The organism is Idiomarina sp. A28L (genome assembly GCF_000218785.1).
Classification (GTDB): Bacteria; Pseudomonadota; Gammaproteobacteria; order Enterobacterales; family Alteromonadaceae; genus Aliidiomarina.
This window is the reverse complement of sequence record NZ_AFPO01000021.1, coordinates 146,497-167,456: the sequence shown is the minus strand read 5'-3', so window position 1 is coordinate 167,456 and position 20,960 is coordinate 146,497. Positions and strand designations below refer to the sequence as shown.

General features: G+C 48.1%; 15 protein-coding genes. 9 read left to right on the top strand and 6 right to left on the bottom strand.

What is annotated here, in order from left to right:
- Positions 1–257 precede the first annotated feature (257 nt).
- On the bottom strand, positions 258–1,619 hold the full coding sequence (gene xseA, locus A28LD_RS08615; RefSeq protein ID WP_007420692.1) for an exodeoxyribonuclease VII large subunit: 1,362 nt from the start codon (positions 1,617–1,619) through the stop codon (positions 258–260).
- A gap of 321 nt (positions 1,620–1,940) precedes the next feature.
- Between xseA and guaB the strand changes: the two genes are divergently transcribed.
- The 4 genes from guaB (at position 1,941) to tadA (ending at position 7,483) form a co-directional block, all read left to right on the top strand.
- Positions 1,941–3,407 (top strand): IMP dehydrogenase, encoded by a 1,467-nt coding sequence (gene guaB / locus A28LD_RS08610; protein WP_007420691.1) that lies wholly within the window; start codon positions 1,941–1,943, stop codon positions 3,405–3,407.
- 520 nt (positions 3,408–3,927) lie between these two features.
- Complete coding sequence (gene guaA / locus A28LD_RS08600; protein WP_007420690.1) at positions 3,928–5,505, top strand: glutamine-hydrolyzing GMP synthase; 1,578 nt, start codon at positions 3,928–3,930, stop codon at positions 5,503–5,505.
- Positions 5,506–5,542: 37 nt separating this feature from the next.
- A complete protein-coding gene (locus tag A28LD_RS08595; RefSeq protein ID WP_007420689.1) occupies positions 5,543–6,937 on the top strand; it encodes a Na+/H+ antiporter NhaC family protein in 1,395 nt (464 codons plus the stop codon).
- A 24-nt stretch (positions 6,938–6,961) separates the two neighbouring features.
- A complete protein-coding gene (gene tadA / locus A28LD_RS08590; protein WP_007420688.1) occupies positions 6,962–7,483 on the top strand; it encodes a tRNA adenosine(34) deaminase TadA in 522 nt (173 codons plus the stop codon).
- On the opposite strand, the gene A28LD_RS08585 is transcribed toward tadA, so the two are convergent.
- Entirely contained in the window at positions 7,473–7,655 is a 183-nt protein-coding gene (locus tag A28LD_RS08585) for a hypothetical protein (RefSeq protein ID WP_007420687.1), read from the bottom strand. The genes tadA and A28LD_RS08585 overlap by 11 nt on opposite strands.
- A complete protein-coding gene (gene mltF, locus A28LD_RS08580; RefSeq protein WP_007420686.1) occupies positions 7,652–9,100 on the bottom strand; it encodes a membrane-bound lytic murein transglycosylase MltF in 1,449 nt (482 codons plus the stop codon). Before mltF ends, A28LD_RS08585 begins: the two co-directional genes overlap by 4 nt.
- A 151-nt stretch (positions 9,101–9,251) precedes the next feature.
- On the opposite strand from mltF, the gene purL reads away from it, so the two are divergent.
- From purL to A28LD_RS08565, 3 genes are all read left to right on the top strand, one after another.
- Positions 9,252–13,187, top strand: coding sequence for a phosphoribosylformylglycinamidine synthase (gene purL / locus A28LD_RS08575; protein WP_007420685.1), 3,936 nt, complete (start codon positions 9,252–9,254; stop codon positions 13,185–13,187).
- A gap of 453 nt (positions 13,188–13,640) precedes the next feature.
- Positions 13,641–13,943 (top strand): type II toxin-antitoxin system HigB family toxin, encoded by a 303-nt coding sequence (locus A28LD_RS08570; RefSeq protein ID WP_007420684.1) that lies wholly within the window; start codon positions 13,641–13,643, stop codon positions 13,941–13,943.
- A gap of 11 nt (positions 13,944–13,954) precedes the next feature.
- Positions 13,955–14,374 carry a helix-turn-helix domain-containing protein gene (locus A28LD_RS08565; RefSeq protein WP_007420683.1) on the top strand — a complete coding sequence of 140 codons (420 nt, stop codon included), beginning with the start codon at positions 13,955–13,957 and terminating at the stop codon, positions 14,372–14,374.
- A gap of 448 nt (positions 14,375–14,822) precedes the next feature.
- Here the strand turns inward: A28LD_RS08565 and A28LD_RS08560 are convergent, their stop codons facing one another.
- From A28LD_RS08560 to A28LD_RS08550, 3 genes are all read right to left on the bottom strand, one after another.
- Positions 14,823–16,193: an alkaline phosphatase gene (locus A28LD_RS08560; RefSeq protein ID WP_007420682.1), complete on the bottom strand. Its 1,371-nt coding sequence runs from the start codon at positions 16,191–16,193 to the stop codon at positions 14,823–14,825.
- A gap of 26 nt (positions 16,194–16,219) precedes the next feature.
- On the bottom strand, positions 16,220–16,816 hold the full coding sequence (smrA, locus tag A28LD_RS08555; protein ID WP_007420681.1) for a DNA endonuclease SmrA: 597 nt from the start codon (positions 16,814–16,816) through the stop codon (positions 16,220–16,222).
- Between the two features lie 120 nt (positions 16,817–16,936).
- Positions 16,937–18,091 (bottom strand): DcaP family trimeric outer membrane transporter, encoded by a 1,155-nt coding sequence (locus A28LD_RS08550; protein WP_007420680.1) that lies wholly within the window; start codon positions 18,089–18,091, stop codon positions 16,937–16,939.
- Positions 18,092–18,278: 187 nt separating this feature from the next.
- On the opposite strand from A28LD_RS08550, the gene acs reads away from it, so the two are divergent.
- Both acs and A28LD_RS08540 read left to right on the top strand, forming a co-directional pair.
- Entirely contained in the window at positions 18,279–20,222 is a 1,944-nt protein-coding gene (gene acs / locus A28LD_RS08545) for an acetate--CoA ligase (RefSeq protein ID WP_007420679.1), read from the top strand.
- A gap of 40 nt (positions 20,223–20,262) precedes the next feature.
- Positions 20,263–20,928: a response regulator transcription factor gene (locus A28LD_RS08540; RefSeq protein ID WP_007420678.1), complete on the top strand. Its 666-nt coding sequence runs from the start codon at positions 20,263–20,265 to the stop codon at positions 20,926–20,928.
- Positions 20,929–20,960 lie beyond the last annotated feature (32 nt).

Below are 20,960 nucleotides of genomic sequence, written 5' to 3'. Positions count from 1 at the left end.
GCTTAAGTTCGGGGAGGCTAATTGCTAATCTCGGAACGCCGTAAATACATCCATGTAGGCTTGGCTGCCGCATCCCTGCGGCAGACACCCGATATCAGCAATCAGCCTCCCCGAACCGCGTTTAGTCATCCTCCGCAAACGCATATTTCTCATCCGAAACACCACTCGAAGCAACTTAGCTGAAACATGTAGCGGCTTGTGGCCGTAACAGCATTTGTGCTTACAGCGCAATGAAGCTGTTATGGCCACGAGCCAGTTTAACGGGGTTTGATGGATTCGATGCGGCTGAGGATTTCGCCGTTGGCGAAGCGGGTGCGCATTTGATCGCCGGTTTGGAATTGTTCGGCATTGCGAATAATGTTGCCAGCTTCATCGAAGCTGATGGTGTAGCCGCGTTCTAGAGTTTGTAGTGGGCTTACTAGGCCTAATGCCTGCTGGTTAGATTGCATGCGCGTGTTGGCGCGGTTCAAGTGTAACGTGATAGCTTTGATTGAACGTTGCTGCAATTGGGCGCGCAGAAGGCTCTCTTTTTCGATGCGAAACGCCGGGCTTACCCGCAATAAGCGTTGCTTTAATTGAGTTTGTTGCTGCATTGAGTTTTGTAAGTTGCGGCGCAGAGAGCGTTGTAAACGAGCGTTAAACTCATCCAGTTGTTGTGCTTTAGTTTGTAAACGCTGCTGCGGATTTAAGGGCACTAAACGGCGTTGAATATGCTGTAAATGTAGCGCTTGTTGTTGTCTATATTGTTGCCAGCTGCGCTGCAGGCGCAATTTCATTTGTTCTAATAAACGTAAGTATTCACTTCGGTCCTGGCTCACTAATTCAGCCGCCGCCGAAGGAGTGGCCGCGCGAACATCGGCAACAAAATCAGCGATACAAAAATCTACTTCGTGGCCAACCGCACTAATGGTGGGAATGTGAGCCGCGGCAATATCACGCGCGAGCGTTTCATCATTAAAACACCACATATCCTCCAACGAACCACCGCCGCGAGTAAGTAAAAGCGCATCAATCTCATTGCGGTTGAGCGCGGTAGCCAGTGCTTGCCGTATTTGCTCAGCAGCGGTTGCGCCTTGTACTTGTGTAGGGTAAATGATCACCCTGAGCTCAGGATCTCGGCGTTTAAGTACACTTAAAACATCGCGAATGGCCGCGCCCGTGGGCGAAGTAATAATGCCTAAGGTGCGTATTGGGCTGGGTAGAGGCTTTTTATTTTCGGCAGTAAATAGGCCTTCGGCATTGAGCTGACGTTTCAAGGCTTCATATTGTTGCTGCAACAAGCCTTCACCGGCAGGCTCGAGCTGGTCGATAATAAGTTGATAATCACCGCGCGGTTCATACAAACTCAAGCGGCCTCGCACCAATACTTGCATGCCATTGGCTGGGCGTAGCTTTACGCGTGAATTACTGCCCCGAAACATGGCTGCGCGAATCTGCGCATCTTTGTCTTTTAAGCTGAAATACCAATGCCCAGAACCCGGTGCCGAAAAATTAGAAATTTCGCCGAGCAGCCACACCGCTCCCCACTGCGATTCCAAAAGCCGCCGAACTTCGCTATTCAAGCGAGCAACCGTAAAAATTTGCCGTTGATTGCCGCTATGTTGCTCATCTGGCTGCATGAAATACACCTTTTGTTCGGGGTTTTATTCAACGCTCGCTTAAGTTAACGAAGGGCGCCGATGATTATTGAGTAGATGTTCATCAAGTAAATGTTCATCAAGTAAATGTTCATCAAGTAATGGCAATCATGATAGCGGAATAAAGCGAGAATGGAATGGTGAATTTATTGTTGCGATCGCTTATTTTCTGTTGAAATTGAGCTGCGCGAGGAGCAATTAAACAGCAGTAAGCGAATATTTTAGTTTACTGAAGCCCTCATTGTGAGTAAAATACCGCCGCAACATTGATCCAGTCATTCACCTCTAGCGAGAGATGTTGCCATGCTACGATTAGCTCAAGAAGCTTTAACCTTTGATGACGTTCTATTACTGCCTGCGCATTCCACTGTGTTGCCGCATACAGCCGATCTGAACACACGTTTAACTCGTTCAATTTCGCTCAATATTCCAATGGTCTCCGCGGCCATGGATACAGTAACGGAAGCTGATCTTGCCATCGCACTCGCCCAAGAAGGCGGCATCGGATTTATTCACAAGAACATGAGTATTAGTGAACAAGCTGCTCACGTTCGTAAAGTGAAAAAATACGAAAGTGGTATTGTTTCAGATCCGGTAACCGTTAGTTCCAAAACCACTATTAAACAAGTAAAAGCACTTGCTGCAGAGCATGGCTTTCAAGGTTTCCCAGTGGTAGATAACAATCGTTTGGTAGGTATTGTTACCGGCCGTGATACGCGTTTTGAAGAAGCCAATAACAAAACCGTTGCCGATGTAATGACCCCAGAAGACCGCCTCATTACCGTAAAAGAAAACACCAAAAGCAAAGATATTCTGAATTTGATGCATAAACATCGTATTGAGAAAATTCTTGTGGTGAACGATGCCCACGAATTACGGGGCATGATTACGCTAAAGGATTTCGAAAAAGCTGCTAATAAACCGAACGCTTGTAAAGATGATCAAGGCCGTTTGCGTGTTGGTGCTGCGGTAGGCGTTGGTGCTGGCACTGAAGAGCGTATCGCCGCACTCGTTGATGCGGGTGTTGATGTTGTTCTTATCGATACCTCTCACGGCCATTCTGAAGGCGTTCTCGAGCGGGTACGTACCACTCGTAAAGAATATCCTGATTTAAACATTATTGGTGGTAACGTGGCCACAGCTGAAGGTGCACAAGCGCTTGCAGATGCGGGTGTTGATGCTGTGAAAGTGGGCATTGGCCCAGGCTCAATTTGTACTACACGTATCGTAACCGGCTGCGGTGTACCGCAGATAACTGCGATTTCAAATGCAGTAGCCGGCCTTGAGGGCCGTGATATTCCAGTAATTGCCGATGGTGGCATTCGCTTCTCTGGCGATATTGCAAAAGCACTGGTTGCTGGCGCAAGCTGCGTGATGGTGGGTAGCATGTTGGCGGGCACGGAAGAATCTCCGGGCGAAGTTGAGCTTTACCAAGGCCGTTACTACAAATCGTATCGCGGTATGGGCTCTTTGGGTGCCATGAATCAGAGCCACGGTTCGTCGGATCGTTATTTCCAATCTTCTAATCAGGTTGAGAAGTTGGTTCCTGAAGGAATTGAAGGGCGCGTAGCGTACAAAGGCCCAATTGCGAACATTATCCATCAACAAATGGGTGGCTTACGCTCTGCCATGGGGCTTACGGGCTCGGCAGATATCGAAACGCTGCGTACCAAGCCACAGTTCATAAAAGTAACCGCTGCGGGCATGGGCGAATCGCACGTGCACGATGTACAAATTACCAAAGAAGCACCGAACTACCGCATGGGCTAAATGAACCACTGGTTCGGCTCGTGTAGCTAGTTTGTATCTGGTTGCCATCGCAAAATACTTCCGCGTTGGTAAAAGCTGATTGTGAGAAACGCTCAAGTACATCCATGTAGCGCTATGATCCGCGCCATCCATGGAGCGGACATTTCTCTCAACCAGCTTTTACCACCGCTCGCGTATTTCGCAAGCAACCAGGTACAAACTAGCGGTAAGCCTATTGATAAGGTTCATTTAGTCCGAACGTACGTGTTCGGGCTATTGTGCAAGCGCGGCTACTTTCAGAGGCAAGGTTTACTGGATAACGCTATGCTTTTAAATTTCGAAGACCGGATGTTGTAGCTGCTCGCGTGAGCGGTAAGATACAAGACGTTGCTGGAATGTCCGCGCCAAGGATGGCGCGGATCATAGCGCTACATGGATGTACTTGAGCGTTCCAGCAATGTCTGTATCTTACCGTGGAAGCGAGCAGCCAAGCCGCAGCTATTAATTTGATTTACGCATTTAATTAGATATTGGGAACCTCATGACACACGATATTCACCAGCACCGAATTTTGATACTTGATTTTGGATCGCAGTACACACAGCTTATTGCGCGCCGAATTCGTGAAATTGGCGTGTATTGCGAGCTTTGGGCTTGGGATGTGGATGCGGAAGATATTAAAGGCTTTAAGCCCGATGGTATTATTCTTTCTGGTGGCCCAGAGAGCGTGCCAGAAGCTAATTCGCCGCGTGCGCCCGAGTATGTTTTCGAAGCTGGTGTGCCAGTTTTTGGTGTTTGTTATGGGATGCAAACCATGGCGGCGCAACTTGGTGGCGCTGTGCAAGGTTCTAACTTGCGTGAATTTGGCTATGCACGAGTAGAACAGATTGCGGATTGTAAACTGTTTGCCAATATCGAAGATGGTGTGAGTGCCGAAGGGTTGCCGTTGCTCGATGTGTGGATGAGCCACGGTGATAAAGTAAGTGCGATTCCTGAAGGTTTTAAAACCGTTGCGCGCACTGATACGTGCCCGTATGCGGCAATGGTGAATGAAGAGAAGCAATTCTATGGGGTGCAGTTCCACCCAGAAGTAACCCATACCCGCCAAGGCCAGCGCATGCTCGAGCACTTCGTGTTGGATATCTGTAAGTGTGAAAAGCTTTGGACCCCAGGCGCGATCATTGAAGATGCTATTACGCGTATTCGTGAGCAGGTAGGTACCGAGAAAGTGATGTTGGGGCTTTCGGGTGGCGTTGATTCATCAGTAACTGCAATGTTACTGCACCGTGCGATTGGCGATCAGCTTACCTGTGTGTTTGTGGATAACGGGTTGCTGCGGTTGCACGAAGGTGATCAAGTAATGGAAATGTTCGGTGACCATTTTGGCTTGAATATCATTCGTGTTGATGCGGAAGACCGTTTTCTTGATGCCCTTGCTGGTATCGATGAACCGGAAGCGAAACGCAAAGCGATTGGCCGTTCGTTTATTGAAGTATTTGATGAAAAAGCGCATGAGCTTACCGAGGTTGATTGGTTAGCGCAGGGTACGATCTATCCAGATGTAATTGAATCGGCGGGTTCAAAAACCGGTAAAGCGCATGTGATTAAATCGCACCATAACGTAGGTGGATTGCCGCCAGAGATGCGGATGAAGTTGGTTGAACCATTGCGTGAACTATTTAAAGATGAAGTGCGCAAAATCGGCCTTGAACTCGGTTTGCCTTACGATATGTTGTTCCGTCACCCGTTCCCTGGCCCGGGTTTGGGCGTTCGGGTTTTGGGTGAAGTGAAAAAAGAATATTGTGATTTGCTTCGCCGTGCTGATGCCATTTTTATTGAAGAGCTACATAAAGCTGAGCTTTACCACAAAGTTAGCCAGGCCTTTGCGGTGTTCTTGCCGGTGCGTTCGGTTGGTGTAATGGGTGATGCGCGTAAATATGATTGGGTAATTTCACTGCGTGCAGTAGAAACCATTGATTTCATGACCGCGCATTGGGCACACTTGCCGTATGAACTACTAGGCCGTGTATCGAACCGCATTATCAATGAAATTGATGGTATTTCCCGAGTGGTATACGATGTATCAGGTAAGCCGCCAGCTACCATCGAATGGGAATAACGCGGCTCAATAAAATAATAAGAAAGGATGCCGCAAAATGAACACAGAACTGGGTTGGTTAAGCTTACTTCCTTCGCTACTTGCGATTGTATTTGCCATTCTAACCCGCCGAGTTGTGTGGGCATTGTTGGGCGGCGTTCTGCTCGCCCACATCCTGTTGTTTATGCCCAGCGTTGGCACCGGAGTTATTTCCGGTGTTACTAGCCTTGGCGAAGTTCTTATCGATCCTTCCAATCAACTAATTTGGGGCTTCACGCTCGCTATTGGTGCGCTTTTTGGTGTTCTCGAACGTGGTGGTACCTTCAAGCATTTTGTAGCAGCGCTGCAGCAAAAACAGTTGGTGCCGAATAAACGCCGCGCTCGCATGTTTACCTGGATTTTAGGTGTTTTGGTGTTTATCGAATCGAATGTGTCGATTATGACATCGGGCACTACCTCGCGGCCGGTATACGATCAGCTTGGTATTTCTCGGCAAAAATTGGCTTACTTAGTTGATTCTACCTGCGCACCTATTTGTATTCTAATTCCGCTCAATGCGTGGGGTGCTTTCAATATTGGTTTAATTGGCAATCAGGGTATTAGTGAGCCGATTGGTACCTTTGTGGCCTCTATTGGTTTGAACTTCTACGCCATTATTGCGTTATTTCTGGCGCTCTTTGTCGCTTGGACGGGCTGGGCGTTTGGCCCGATGAAAGGATTTGAGAAAACGGCGCAATTAAACCTAAACAATAAACCCGAAGCTGCGGCAACTAGCCAAGTTGTGAACAAAGGCGCGCTCTATACGGTAATCATTAGTTTAGTCACTATGGTGCTGATGGTTCCCGTAATGCTTTGGTTCACAGGTGAGGGCCGTATTGTGGCTGGCGATGGTATGCTCAGCGTATTCACTGCCATTGTAGTGGCCTTAGCTATCGCCATCATCGGTACGGTATTGAGTCTAGGTGCGTCGGCTCAGCTCATTGTATCTTCGGTGCTCCGTGGTGCTTGGAAAATATTGCCATTGGCGATTATTTTGTGGGTGGCGATAGCGTTGGGCGATGCAACCCGCACACTCGGTTCGGGAGAGTACTTAGCGGGCATATTAAACGCAAGCTTGCCGAATTGGCTGTTGCCAGCGTTAATTTTTCTCCTTTCAGCGCTTACTGCTTTTGCCATTGGTTCAAGTTGGGGTACTTTCGCTATTATGCTACCGCTTGCTATTCCGTTGGCCGTGGGCTTAGATTTACCCGTTGCATTGTTTGTTGGTGCTGCGCTTGCGGGTGGTATTTTTGGCGATCATTCATCGCCCATTAGCGATACCACGATTATCGCCTCGCTCGCTTCTGGCTCGGAGCACATCGATCACGTGCGAACCCAGCTACCCTACGCGCTGTTAGCCGCGGCTTTGGCTACAGGTTGTTATATCGTTGCCGGTATATTGGTATCTTCTTAGGCTTTGCTTAGGGCGCGTTAGGTGATGAATGATATGGAAACTAAATTAACCCAATTCGAGAAAGATACAAGCTACATGCATAAAGCCATTGAGTTAGCGGCGCAAGCTGAGGCCGATGGCGAGGTTCCCGTTGGCGCCGTGTTGGTGTATCGAGATGAAATTATTGGCGTGGGCCGTAATCGTGTGATCGGCAGTTGCGACCCATCATTGCACGCTGAATTTGAAGCGATTCGCCAAGGTGCTGCGGAAATTGGCAACTACCGCCTTCTCGAAAGCACCCTATATGTAACTCTGGAGCCATGCCCCATGTGTGCTGGTTTATTGGTTCACAGCCGAATTTCCCGCCTAGTTTATGGCACACCCGATTTGAAAACCGGCGCTGCCGGAAGTTTAATGAATCTACTTCAGTATCCAGAATTGAATCACAAGGTTGAAATTACCAGTGGTGTATTGCAAGAAGAGTGCGCTGCGCAGCTATCAGGTTTTTTTAGTGCCCAAAGAGAGAGGAAGAAGGCACTGAAACAACGCCTTCGAACTAATCTTTAAACGCTTTGAAATCAAGATCTTCTGGATCTGGAGCGTTCGGGCTAGTTACTGGGCGTAAGCAGGTTTCAGTTAAATAAAACCATTTATTCCGGCGATCCACAATGTTACGGCTGTGGCGTTTCCACAACTGCCGGCGCCGCTCGTTTTTAACTAATCTCGATTTCAATTTCATTCTTCTTCTGCCCTATTCGCAGTTTGTGTGAGGCTGGAATAATCTATGCCTGAAGCTGGTAATCTTCCCTGATCATCAAGCCATACTAGCGTATCAAAGTAGCGCCGGATATTCTCTACATAATTTACCGGCTCTTCACCGCGAGCGAAGCCAAACCGCGTAGTGCGATAAAATTGCTTTTGCCGCAGCAACGGTAATCGATCTCGAACATCTATCCAATAATCCGGATTACCACCTTGGCGCTGAGTAATAATACGGGCATCTTCTAAGTGCCCCAAGCCAACGTTATAAGCTGCTAGCGCCATCCAAGTGCGATCAGGTTCGTTTATTCTATCGGGTAAACGCTGATGTAGCCGGCGCAGATATTCAGCACCACCACGAATGGCTTGCTCAGGATCAAGGCGGCTATTTACGCCCATATCTTGAGCTGTTGGCAATGTCAGCATCATCAACCCACGCACGCCGGTAACTGAACGCGCCCATGGATCCCAAAGTGATTCCTGATAGCTAACAGCAGCCAACAAACGCCAATCTAGTTCGCCGGAGTATTCCTTAAATAAATTCAGGTAGTCGGGCAATACGTTTTCGGTAGCAGCAATGAAAGCTCGAGTATCAACAAAATTAAATTCGGAAACATGGCCAAAGTAACGATCAACAAGTTGCGCAATTTCACCGTTTTCATGTTGGCCACCAATATATTCTACCGCGGCTGCATAGAGCGAATCATCATGCCCACCATGAAATGCCCAAGCAATCGGAACGGTGTTTCGTGTAGTAAACGCCACACTTAAATTTGGGTAAGCCCGGCGTTTGATATCTAAGTGATGGGAATCAACAATGGTAAAATCTATTTTTTCTTGAATAACATGCTCTAACAGTTCATCCGCATCGTATAAGTGAGTGCTGGTCCATTGCAGGTTTGGGTAGGTTTTGCTGAGCTCAATCAAATGCTCTTCGTGGCTACTGCCAGCAACCACACGAATCGTTCCATTTACTTCCGACCACTCACGAGGGCGATTTCGAGTTCCCTGGCGAAACACTAATTTTTGCTCAATATTGTGGTAAGCAGGGGTAAATTTAAGCCAATCTAATCGCAGCTCGGTAACATCAATACCAGCGGCTACAAAATCAATTTCGCCGCTTTCAAGTTTGCTCCACAAATCGCGCAGCTCGTAGCTTGTGCTCATTTCAAGCTCAACACCAAGTTGTTGCGCCAAGTTTGCTGCTAGTTCATATTCAAAACCAGTTTCGAGATTATCGGAGCCCAAATAGTAGTTTACCGGGCTCATCATCGTGCCAACGTGCAACACGCCGCGCTCTTGTATACGCTCAAGCTGATGTTGATCCACGCGCTCATTACCGCAGCCGGTAAGGCTGATGGTAAGTAATGCGAATAGCCACAACGAACGGGTTCGCAGGGCGCAACCGATTCTTGTTAAGCTCATAGCTCATATCGCTTTTGGTAAATAATATTCATAAGCGTAGTTATAACAGAACATCGCAATTTCTGCATTGTCATTTATGTCGCAACTTCACATCATTTTCTCTATAATATGAGCCCATCTTCATTCCTCAAAGTAATCTGGAGCTAAACCCGTGGATATCCTTCGTGGTTCACCTGCATTGTCTGATTTTCGTGCTGAAAAACTAGTTCAACGTCTTCATGGTGCGGGCTTACCTATCACCTCGGTTTACGCTGAGTATGTGCACTTTGTTCATTGCTCGGAAACTACGCAAGAGCAAAGCCCAAACATCAGTGCTGCGGGGGTTTTGGCACCAACAGAGAAACGGGTTTTAGAGAAGTTACTGCACTATGGGCCGCAGCGTGAGCTGCATGCACCAAGCGGGACACTAATTTTAGTAACGCCGCGAATTGGAACTATTTCACCGTGGGCATCGAAAGCTACAGATATCGCACATAATTGTGGGTTACAAAAAATAGAGCGCATAGAGCGGGGCATTGCCTATTATCTAGAAGGCTCCCTCAGCGCTGAGCAAAGCAAACAAGCTAGCGTGCTACTGCACGATCGCATGACCGAGAGCACTTTTTTCGATTTAGCCGCGGCTTCAGCGCTATTTAGCGAACAATCACCAGCCCCTTATACCACGGTAGATATTCTCGGCGCCGGCCGCCAAGCATTAGTAGATGCGAACCAAAGCCTAGGTTTAGCACTCGCTGACGATGAAATTGATTACCTAACAGAGAACTTTGAAAAGCTTGGCCGAAACCCGGTAGATGCAGAGCTGTATATGTTTGCCCAAGCCAACTCAGAGCATTGCCGGCACAAAATATTTAACGCTTCATGGACAATTGATGGTGTAGAACAAGAAAAATCATTGTTTAAAATGATTAAACGCACTTATGAAGTTACTCCTGAATACGTGCTTTCCGCTTACAAAGATAATGCTGCAGTAATGACGGGCTCAGAAGCGGGGCGCTTCTTCCCACAAGCTGGTAACGGTGAATACCATTATCATGGTGAGCCGATTCATATTCTAATGAAGGTTGAAACCCATAACCACCCTACGGCTATTTCGCCATACCCTGGCGCAGCAACGGGATCAGGTGGCGAGATTCGTGATGAGGGCGCAACAGGTATTGGTGCGAAGCCAAAAGCTGGCCTAGTAGGTTTCTCGGTGTCTAATTTACGCATTCCAGGGTTTGAACAACCGTGGGAAGAAGATTTTGGCCGCCCTTCGCGCATTGTTAGCGCACTCGATATCATGCTTGAAGGGCCACTTGGTGGTGCTGCGTTTAATAACGAATTCGGCCGCCCCAATATTTTGGGTTATTTCCGCACCTACGAAGAAAAAGTAAATAGCTTCAATGGAATCGAAGTACGCGGTTATCACAAACCAATTATGATCGCCGGTGGCTTAGGTAATATTCGTGAAGAGCATGTAGAAAAGCACGAAATTCCAGTGGGCGCGCCTTTAGTTGTGCTTGGTGGGCCAGCTATGAATATCGGCTTAGGCGGTGGCGCGGCATCATCGATGGCTTCAGGTGATTCTTCTGAAGCGCTTGATTTTGCCTCTGTACAACGAGAAAACCCCGAAATGGAGCGCCGTTGCCAAGAAGTAATCGATCGTTGTTGGCAGCTTGGCGATAAAAATCCAATCGTATTTATTCACGATGTGGGCGCGGGTGGTTTATCCAATGCATTACCAGAACTGGTAAACGATGGCGGCCGTGGTGGTGAATTTAAACTTCGCGCAATTCCAAATGATGAGCCGGGCATGGCGCCAATGGCTGTTTGGAGTAACGAATCGCAAGAGCGCTATGTTATTGCTATTGCACCAGAGCGATTAGCTGCGTTCGAGCAAATTTGCAAACGTGAACGCGCACCGTTTGCAGTAGTGGGGGAAGCCACTGAAGCACAAACTTTGCGTTTGTATGATGAAATTTTTGATAACTACCCGGTTGATATGCCGCTGAATGTATTGTTGGGTAAAACGCCAAAAATGCATCGGGAAGCGGTATCCACTCAGGTGAATAACCCAGCTTTAAAAACGAAGAAAATTGATGTGGCTGACGCGGTAAACCGTTTGTTGCGCCTCCCGGCAATCGCTGAAAAAACCTTCTTAATTACTATTGGCGACCGCAGCGTTACCGGTTTGGTTGCGCGTGATCAAATGGTTGGGCCATGGCAAATTCCGGTAGCTGATTGTGGTGTTACCGCTGCTTCTTACGATAGCTATGCTGGCGAAGCGATGTCGATGGGTGAGCGTACCCCTGTAGCGTTGTTGAATCATGGTGCTTCTGCGCGTTTGGCAGTGGCCGAAGCTATTACGAATATTGCGGGCACTGCTATTGGTGATTTCAAACACATTAAACTTTCAGCGAACTGGATGGCACCTGCTGGCCACCCAGGCGAAGATGCTGGCCTTTATGAAGCTGTAAAAGCTATTGGCGAAGAACTTTGCCCCGAGCTTGGTATAACTATTCCGGTAGGTAAAGATTCCATGTCGATGCAAACGCGTTGGCAAGAGAATGGCGAAGATAGGGCGGTAACTTCGCCGCTTTCATTGGTAATTACTGCATTTGGCCGGGTTACTGATGTGCGCAAAACAGTAACACCAATGCTGCGTAGTGAGCGCGATGATGCTCGCTTGCTATTGCTCGATTTAGGCCGTGGCAAAAACCGCCTTGGTGGTTCTGCCTTAGCCCAAGTTTACCGTGAGTTAGGTGATATTCCAGCTGATCTAGAAGCAGCGGCTGATCTGCGCTTTTTCTTCGAATTAGTGCAAGAACTGGTGGCTAACGATGAACTTTTGGCTTACCACGATCGCTCTGATGGCGGTGTGTTCGTTACTGCTGCCGAAATGGCTTTTGCTGGAAACTGTGGTGTAGAGCTTCAACTCCCCGAGGGTGTTGATGCAGTGGCTGCATTGTTCAGTGAAGAGCTGGGTGCGGTATTGCAGGTAAGCAATGAAGTGGCCAAGCGTATTCAAGCAGAATGTGCGGCTGCAGGTTATGCCGATATGTGTGTTGATATCGGCCAAGTGAGCAGCGAAGATCATGTGCGTGTTAAGCAAGGCGATGCGCTCATCTATCAAGCGCCACGCTCGCAACTTCGTGCCATTTGGGCGGAAACAACCCATCAAATGCAGCGCTTACGCGATAACCCCGCATGTGCGGATGAGGAATTTGCGGCGAAACAAGATACAACAAACCCAGGCTTGAATGCACAGCTGAGCTTTGATCCGGCAAAAGATATTGCGGCCCCTTATATTTTAAAGGGGAATTCGCCGCGTATCGCGATTTTACGTGAGCAGGGCGTTAACTCTCATTATGAGATGGCGGCGGCATTTGATCGTGCGGGGTTCACGGCGGTTGATGTGCATATGAGCGATATTCTCAGTGGCCGCATCAAGTTAGATGATTTCCAGGCCTTAGCGGCTTGTGGTGGTTTTTCATACGGCGATGTTTTGGGTGCCGGTGAAGGTTGGGCAAAATCAATTCTATTTAATGAAAATGCTCGCGAACAATTTGCGAACTTTTTTGCGCGCGAAGATACCCTAGCATTGGGTGTGTGTAACGGTTGCCAAATGCTTTCAAATTTACACGAGCTGATTCCGGGCACGGAGCATTGGCCACACTTCGTTACGAACCGTTCTGAACGTTTTGAAGCGCGGGTGGCGATGGTTGAGATTCAAGAGAACAACTCGCCGTGGTTCAGTGGTATGGCGGGTTCGCTTATGCCTATCGCGGTTTCCCATGGTGAGGGCCGAGTTGAATTTAGCCGTAACGATGCTGATGCGGCACTTGCTGGTTTGGCGAAAGGTAAGCAGGTTGCCCTGCGTTACGTGGATAACTACGGTGAAGTAACCGAAGTTTATCCGGCGAACCCTAATGGCTCGGTGCAAGGCATTACTGGCTTAACGAGTGCCGATGGCCGTGTTGCTATTATGATGCCACACCCGGAACGGGTGTTCCGTGCCATCAGCAATTCGTGGTATCCAGAATCGTGGGGCGAAGATGGCGCCTGGCTACGCATCTTCCGCAACGCCCGCCGCTATTTCGGCTCTTAGCGCACGAAACTGTGCGGCTTCCGCCGTGGGCTTAATCGCCATCCAGAACCGCTCAAGTACATCCATGTAACGCTGTGATCCACGCCATCCTTGGCGTGGACACTTCTGGATGGCGAATAAGCCCTCGGCTCGCGCCGCTCAGTTTCGTGGAAAAGAGCTGATTTGTGAAGGATAAGTTCAATCCCGGGCTCGAACCTATCCTTCCTCAAACGCTCTTTTTTCCAAGCTTCTCAGTAGCGGCTTCCGCCGTGGGCTTAATCGCCATCCAGAACCGCTCAAGTACATCCATGTAACGCTGTGATCCACGCTATCCTTGGCGTGGACACTTCTGGATGGCGAATAAGCCCTCGGCTCGCGCCGCTCAGTTTCGTGGAAGCTCATTCTTTTGATAGTTTACTAGTTGTAAACCTCCAAGAAGTGTCATATAGTTTACAGATAGTAAACGGAGTGACTATGCATGTAATTTCCAGAAAGCCATTTGTTGATGCGATTAAGCGGTTCCCGAATGATGCAGCGGCGATTGAGGCCGTGTATCGTGTTCTAAAGGTAGGGCACTTTTCTAGCCCTCAAGAGTTAAGAGCTGTGTTTCGTTCATTGGATAATTTTAAATACAAAGATAAATGGTGGGTGATCGATATTGGTGGAAATAACTTGCGGTTGTTGGCCTTTATTGAATTTAGGCATTCGCGGCTATTCGTAAAGCATATCGTTTCACATGCTGAATATGATGAGCTTTGTAAGAAATACCGGAATTAGCGAGGTAGTAAATGATAGTTGAGCCTGATATTACCAGTATGGCTGCTCAAATTCTGGAGCGCTATCCGGTGCTGCGTGAAATTAATTCATCTACCGAACATACTCAAGCGCTTGAGCTGATGGAAAATTTGATCGAGCACTATGATGCGAATGTGGTGTTGATTGAAGCGTTAGCAAACTCTATTGAGCGCTATGAAGAGGGCGCGGAAGAGTTTGCGAGTTTTAATAAAGAAATTTCTGGTGCAGATTCGGGTGTGGTGATGTTGCGTGTACTGATGGACCAACATGGTTTAAAAACAGCTGATTTTGAACAAGAAATTGGTAAAAAAAGCATGGTGTCGCAAGTGCTTACTGGCAAACGGAACCTAACGAAAGAACACATCATTAAACTAGCCAACCGCTTCAAAATAAGCCCCTCATCATTTTTCTGAAGCCTCCAGCTCGGATTGAGCGGCTTCCGCCGAGGGCTTAATCGCCATCCAGAACCGCTCAAGTACATCCATGTAACGCTGTGATCCACGCCATCCTTGGCGTGGACACTTCTGGATGGCGAATAAGCCCTCGGCTCGCGCCGCTCAATCCGAGATTATCAGTTGGGGATTGAGTTAAGGGCGTTCGTGGGGGGAGTATCCGTGATGCCGGGTGTCTGCCGCATGGATGCGGCAGCCAAGCCTACATGGATGTATTCACGGCGTCCCGGAATTACGGGTACTCCCCTCACGAATTCAGCCCTGAACTTGAGAGGCTGAACTCAAGAGCGCGAGCTGGGGGGTGTTTGGGTATGCAGAAACGTCCGCGCCAAGGATGGCGCGGATCGTAGCGTTACATGGATGTACTTGAGCGGTTCTGCAAAGCCCAACACCCCCCAGCGGAAGCTCTTTAGTTCTGCACCCAATCGAAGAGTTGCTTGCCGATGTCTGTTTGATCTTGTGAGCCGCGGAAGCTATCTGACCAAGGGCCGATGGCGATAACGGGTACATCTTCGCCGGTGTGTCCGCCCGTTGTCCAGCCAGCACCGGTGTGGAAGCGCACAATGTTCACTAGTATATCTTGAATATCGGCACGGCGACGCTCACTAGTGCTTGCAGCAACTTCACTTAAGGCCGCTTGATGTTCGCTAGATAATGGGAACGGCAAGTATTTTTCAATGTACGCATCCCAATCAATTGCGGGCATATCATTTAAATCAACTGCCATTGTGCGTAAACCTCGGCCAATGCGGTGTAAATCACCTGCGCGGAATTTGTAGTTACCATCCGCACCGAGTGAAAGACCACCAGTGCTGTGGTCGGCAGTAAGAATGATTTGCGTATCATTACGGCCATCAGCGTATTCTTCTAAGAACTCCATTAATTCTTCCAGCTCAGCCATTTCGTGCATAGCACAGGCTACATCGTTTGCATGGCCACACCAATCAATCATTGAAGCTTCAATCATTAAAACGAAAGGCTTTTCGCTATTGCCGAGTAGGCGCAAACCTTCGCGCGTCATCATTTCTAAGCGCTTTTCGTCATCAATAACGTATGGGAAGGAATCGTCGAAAAATAATCCAAGCAGTGGTAAACGTTGTTGTGTTTGTAATTGCTCGTAGCTTTCGATCACACGAACACCGCGGTTATTCAGCGTACGTAAATGGCTAACGCGGTTGCCTTCGGCATCTTCACGTACAAAGTGTTTGCGGCCGCTGCCTAATAATAAATCAAATATAGGTTGGCCGTTGTCGTCAACTACGGCGAACTGGTCGGCGATTTCATCTTCCATGCGGCGAGAAGGTGAATGCGTAAAGAACGATGCTGGTGTTGCGTGGGTAACTTTAGTGGTGGCAATAGCGGCTGTTTGCCATCCCTTTTCACGAGCAAGCTGCATAATAGTAGGAATCGGGTTGCCCTCGCTATCCATTGCGATCGCACCGTTGTAGGTTTTAACGCCGGTGGCTAACGCAGTAGCGCTTGCTGCTGAATCCGTAACCAACGTGTCGTCGGCTGGGTAAGTGCTGGCGCTACCAAGCAAGTATTGGTCAAAAATGGTTTGCTCAATATCAGCGGCCACGGATGAGTTACGGCCATCTTTAAAATAGCGATAAGCGGATAAAAAAGGAAAGCCCATACCATCGGCAATAACCAAAATAATCTGTTTTGGTTCTTCAGGCGCCGGCTCGCTTGCTGTTGCAGCGATAGGTAGAGTTAGCCCGAGCATCGCGGCACCAATAATTAAGGTGCGTTTTACTTGCTTACGTGGCTGTATCAACATGATTTTATTCCTATGTTAAAGCAAAATTAGCGTTTTCGATTTTGTTCTTTCGTAGCCAGTTTAACAGCTGAATTTTTCCGTATTATGACATAGCTCGCACCGGAGCCGCCGTGGAACTTTTGCGCACTGTGAATAGCGAGTACATGTTCAAGTTCCGGTAGCCATTGATAGCACAAGCTTTTCAGTAGCGCAGGGCGCGGTTGGCTTTTCAGCCCTTGGCCGTGAATAATTAATGCGGTGCGTACACCAGTGCGGTAGCATTCTTTAATAAAGCCCGCTACTTCGCGGCGCGCTTCACTTACGCGTAATTGATGTAAATTCAGAGTTGCCTGCGGTTCGTAGTTGCCGCGCTTGAGTTGGCGAAAAACACCATCTTGAACGCCATCGTTTTTCCAGCCAATAATATCGGTGGGTGCTACCCACTCGCGAACTTCTTCGCTTAAGGCGGCAGCAGCATCATCTTCTACTTTAGCTTCAGCTGCCCGGCGGCGTTCTTCTAAACTTTCAGCCGAGGCTTTTGGTGTTTTAACTGTGGTAATTTCTTCTTGCGGTAAGGGCTTTACATCCTGCATCAATTCACGAAACAGGTCGATGTCGTTAATGGCTTGGTTGTTCTTCGACATAAAAAACCTCCGACACTCGAAAACATAACTGAGTGACGGAGTTTACCAAAGATTTTGGGGGGTAACTAAGAAAAGTGGAGCGTAAGCGTTCACTTGCTGAACACTCACGCCGAACGGTGCTTAGAATGAATACATAACACTAAATTGTAGGCGATCTAGGTTGCCATCATCGCCACTTAACAACTCTCGATTTGCTCGGCTAATTTCGGCCCCCACAACCAGCTTCTCGTTTACTTGGTACATCAAGTTAGCAGCAATGCGTTGGGTGTGATCGTTTGCATTTATGCCGGTGTATTCGCGTTTATCATCAAACATACCGCGTGTAATAATAAAATTGGTGCGGTATTTCTCACTCCAAACATGGCGGTATGCCAAGGTAAAGCCGGTATAACCTAAGGTATCGAGGTTCAGTATATCGTCTACCACAGCATCGTTTACCGAGTTGAGCCCCACATAACGGCCAATACCCTCACCATGAACAAATCCAGCGCGAATATCATGCTCACCGATATCGATTTTGGTTGAAAGGTTAATGCCGTAACCATTCACCGTATCGCTCACACCATCTTGACGATATTCAAGGCGGCGAACAAGCGCGGCCACACTGTAATGCACGTTGTTCACTTTGGTTTGGTAACGAGCCGTTAGATCAGGCATTGCGGTATCACCTGTAGTCACTCGGCCGGTGCCACCCATGTTGGGTGTTATAGTTGTTTCTGGTGCTTCAACTGAAAAGCTCCAACCGTTTGCCATAGTGTAACGAACTTGTGGTTGGCGATTAAATACAATGCCATCGGGGGCGCCAACAAAATCAGGTGCTTCTGGAATAATGGTTACGTCTTGGAAGTTACTCCAATATTGGCCTACCATCCAGTTGCGATATTGAATGAAAGCATGGCGTACGCGTGGTGAATAGGAGTTGGTAATACGTTTATCACCGCCGGGCGTGCCGAGAGAATCTAACTCAATATAGCCGGTAATTTGCTCACCGTTTTCTAAGGTTTGCACTGCTCGGAAGAAAAACCGGGTTTCGCGAGCATGAAAATCAGTATAGGTATTGCTGGCGCCATCGCCAACTGGCGTTAGCCCAGGAATATAGAAATCTCGGCCAATGCTGCCAGAAGGTAAAGATCCGCTATCGGTGCGGCTAATCATAGCATCTACCTTGATGTAGCCGCCGTAGCTGTATTCGGTTTCTGCAGATGCGTTTGCCATGCTTGCTAAGCCGCCAGCAACTAAAGTGCTCGCCAGTAAAGCCGTGGTTAAACGTTGCATATTGAGTTCCTCGTTGTGATTATTCAACAGATGGATTAGTTTTTATGAAGCGCATTTAGATGCGTTTTTAGTGTGGTGTAAGCATTCGATAATATGTAGTTTTGGTCAATCTAGACTATGGTCTAATAGGTTTCAGGGCCCGAAATCAGTACAACTACAGACAAGAGAAATTCAGGAGGAAAGCTAAATGTCAGCACACGTGTACCCAATGCCTGACGCAGTAAAAGCAGATGCGCGTCTGAATCCAGAAACTTATTTAAGTAAATACAAAGAATCAGTGAATAACCCAGAAGCATTTTGGGCCAAAGAGGGCGAGCGTATTACTTGGTTCAGCCCTTACAGCAAAGTAAAGCAAACAAGTTTTGCACCCGGTAATATTGATATTCAGTGGTATGCCGATGGCACATTAAACGCCTGCTACAACTGTGTGGATCGGCATCTGGCCGAGCGCGCTGATAAAACCGCTATTATTTGGGAAGGCGATGAAGTTGACGTACAAAAATCAATTTCTTATCGCGAATTGCATGAGCAAGTTGCTAAGTTTGCCAATGGTTTGAAAAAGCTGGGTGTGAAGAAAGGCGACCGGGTGGCTATTTATATGCCAATGGTTCCCGAAGCGGCTTACGCAATGCTGGCTTGTGCTCGTTTAGGTGCGGTGCATTCTGTTATTTTTGCTGGCTTTTCACCCAACGCGATTGCCGATCGGGTAAACGATTGCGGTGCTAAAGTGGTGATTACCTCTAATGAAGGGCGGCGCGGCGGCAAAGGTGTTGCGCTGAAACCCAACGTAGATGAAGCATTGGCGAATGGCGCTTGCCCAACCGTTGAAAACGTAGTGATTTTGAAGCATACGGATGTGGCCTACGATATGCAGCAAGGCCGCGATGTTTGGTGGCACGATCTCATTGGTGATTGCGATAGTGATTGCCCGGCCGAGGTGATGAATGCCGAAGATCCATTATTCATTTTGTATACTTCCGGTTCTACCGGACAACCTAAAGGTGTGGTTCATACCACTGGTGGATACTTAGTTTATGCAGCTATGACCCACGAGTACACCTTCGATTTGAAAGAAGATGATGTGTATTGGTGTGCGGCCGATGTTGGTTGGGTTACCGGCCATAGTTATATCGTTTATGGGCCTTTGGCCAATGGCACTACCACGTTAATGTTTGAGGGCGTACCAACATACCCAGATGTATCGCGAATTGGTAAAATAGTAGATAAACATAAAGTAAGCATTCTCTATACCGCGCCTACCGCAATTCGTGCGCTCATGGCGAAAGGCGATGCGGCTGCCAGAGGCAGTAAACGTGATACCTTGCGTATTCTCGGCTCAGTAGGAGAGCCGATTAACCCAGAGGCATGGGAGTGGTACTACAAAACTATTGGTAACAGTAATTGCCCAATTGTGGATACTTGGTGGCAAACTGAAACCGGTGGTATTTTAATTGCACCATTCCCAGCGGCTACGGATATGAAGCCAGGCTCAGCCATGCTGCCATTCTTTGGTATTAAGCCGAAGTTAGTTGATAACGAAGGGCAGGCGTTAGAGGGGGCTACCGAAGGCAATTTAATTATTGAAGATTCCTGGCCAGGGCAAGCACGCACGCTTTGGGGCGATCACGAACGTTTCGAGCAAACCTATTTTAGCACCTACAAAAATGTGTATTTTACTGGTGATGGCGCACGCAGAGATGAAGATGGTGATTTCTGGATTACTGGCCGGGTTGATGATGTATTGAACGTTTCTGGTCACCGTTTAGGCACGGCTGAAATTGAAAGTGCGTTAGTTGCACACGAATCAGTTGCTGAAGCGGCAGTAGTGGGTTATCCGCATGATTTGAAAGGCCAGGGAATATACGTTTATGTAACCGTGGTTGATGGTGTGGATGCGAGCGATGAACTGAAGAAAGCGCTGGTGCAATGGGTGCGTAAAGAACTTAGCCCTATTGCTACGCCAGATTTCATTCAGTGGTCGCCGGGATTACCAAAAACCCGCTCGGGCAAAATCATGCGGCGAATACTTCGAAAAATTGCAGGGAACGATTACAGCAATTTAGGGGATACTTCTACGCTAGCAGATCCGAGTGTGGTAGATTCACTTATCGAGAACCGATTAAACCGTTAAGGATAGGAAGCGATGAACTAGCGCTTCCGCTAAAAGTGCTATGACCCGATTACTAATCGCTGATGATCACCCGCTATTTCGCGAGGCCCTGCAAGGGGCTCTCGCGAAATACTTTTCAGATCTTGATATTCGTGAAGCCGATAGCCTCGATTCCACTTTAGAAGCACTAAATCTCGATGATGAAGTGGATCTACTGTTGCTCGATTTACATATGCCCGGTGCTGGCGATTTATATGGTTTGATTCGAATTCGCAAAGATTATCCAATGCTTCCGGTGGCTGTTATATCGGGTGCTGAGGATCCGCAAATTATCGGCCGGTGCATGGGGTTCGGTGCACTTGGATTTATTCCTAAATCACTATCTTCAGCGGAAATCGCCAATGCCATTGCGAGCATTCTCGATGGTGATGAATGGTTACCTGAAGGTGTGGCAGAGCAAATTGGTGATGTTAGCCAAGAAGATAAAGAATTGGCCGAAAAAGTAGCTGATTTAACCCCGCAACAATACCGTGTGCTTTATTACGTACATGAAGGCCTATTGAATAAGCAGATTGCCTATCAATTGGGCATTACCGAAGCTACAGTAAAGGCCCACATGACCGCCATTTTCCGCAAGTTAAACGTGTATAGCCGCACGCAGGCTGTGTTGCTAGCCGAGCGCCTGCAGCTTTCGCCGCCAGAGCAAGATAAAAGTGGCCATGCCTAAATCTGCCGCAGCCATTTGAGCCAAAAAGAGCC

Coding starts and splice junctions, on each gene's coding strand:
- xseA (WP_007420692.1), bottom strand. CDS start 1,619: ATGCAGCCAGATGAGCAACATAGCGGCAATCAACGGCAAATTTTTACG.
- guaB (WP_007420691.1), top strand. CDS start 1,941: ATGCTACGATTAGCTCAAGAAGCTTTAACCTTTGATGACGTTCTATTA.
- guaA (WP_007420690.1), top strand. CDS start 3,928: ATGACACACGATATTCACCAGCACCGAATTTTGATACTTGATTTTGGA.
- A28LD_RS08595 (WP_007420689.1), top strand. CDS start 5,543: ATGAACACAGAACTGGGTTGGTTAAGCTTACTTCCTTCGCTACTTGCG.
- tadA (WP_007420688.1), top strand. CDS start 6,962: ATGAATGATATGGAAACTAAATTAACCCAATTCGAGAAAGATACAAGC.
- A28LD_RS08585 (WP_007420687.1), bottom strand. CDS start 7,655: ATGAAATTGAAATCGAGATTAGTTAAAAACGAGCGGCGCCGGCAGTTG.
- mltF (WP_007420686.1), bottom strand. CDS start 9,100: ATGAGCTTAACAAGAATCGGTTGCGCCCTGCGAACCCGTTCGTTGTGG.
- A28LD_RS08570 (WP_007420684.1), top strand. CDS start 13,641: ATGCATGTAATTTCCAGAAAGCCATTTGTTGATGCGATTAAGCGGTTC.
- A28LD_RS08565 (WP_007420683.1), top strand. CDS start 13,955: ATGATAGTTGAGCCTGATATTACCAGTATGGCTGCTCAAATTCTGGAG.
- A28LD_RS08560 (WP_007420682.1), bottom strand. CDS start 16,193: ATGTTGATACAGCCACGTAAGCAAGTAAAACGCACCTTAATTATTGGT.
- smrA (WP_007420681.1), bottom strand. CDS start 16,816: ATGTCGAAGAACAACCAAGCCATTAACGACATCGACCTGTTTCGTGAA.
- A28LD_RS08550 (WP_007420680.1), bottom strand. CDS start 18,091: ATGCAACGTTTAACCACGGCTTTACTGGCGAGCACTTTAGTTGCTGGC.
- acs (WP_007420679.1), top strand. CDS start 18,279: ATGTCAGCACACGTGTACCCAATGCCTGACGCAGTAAAAGCAGATGCG.
- A28LD_RS08540 (WP_007420678.1), top strand. CDS start 20,263: ATGACCCGATTACTAATCGCTGATGATCACCCGCTATTTCGCGAGGCC.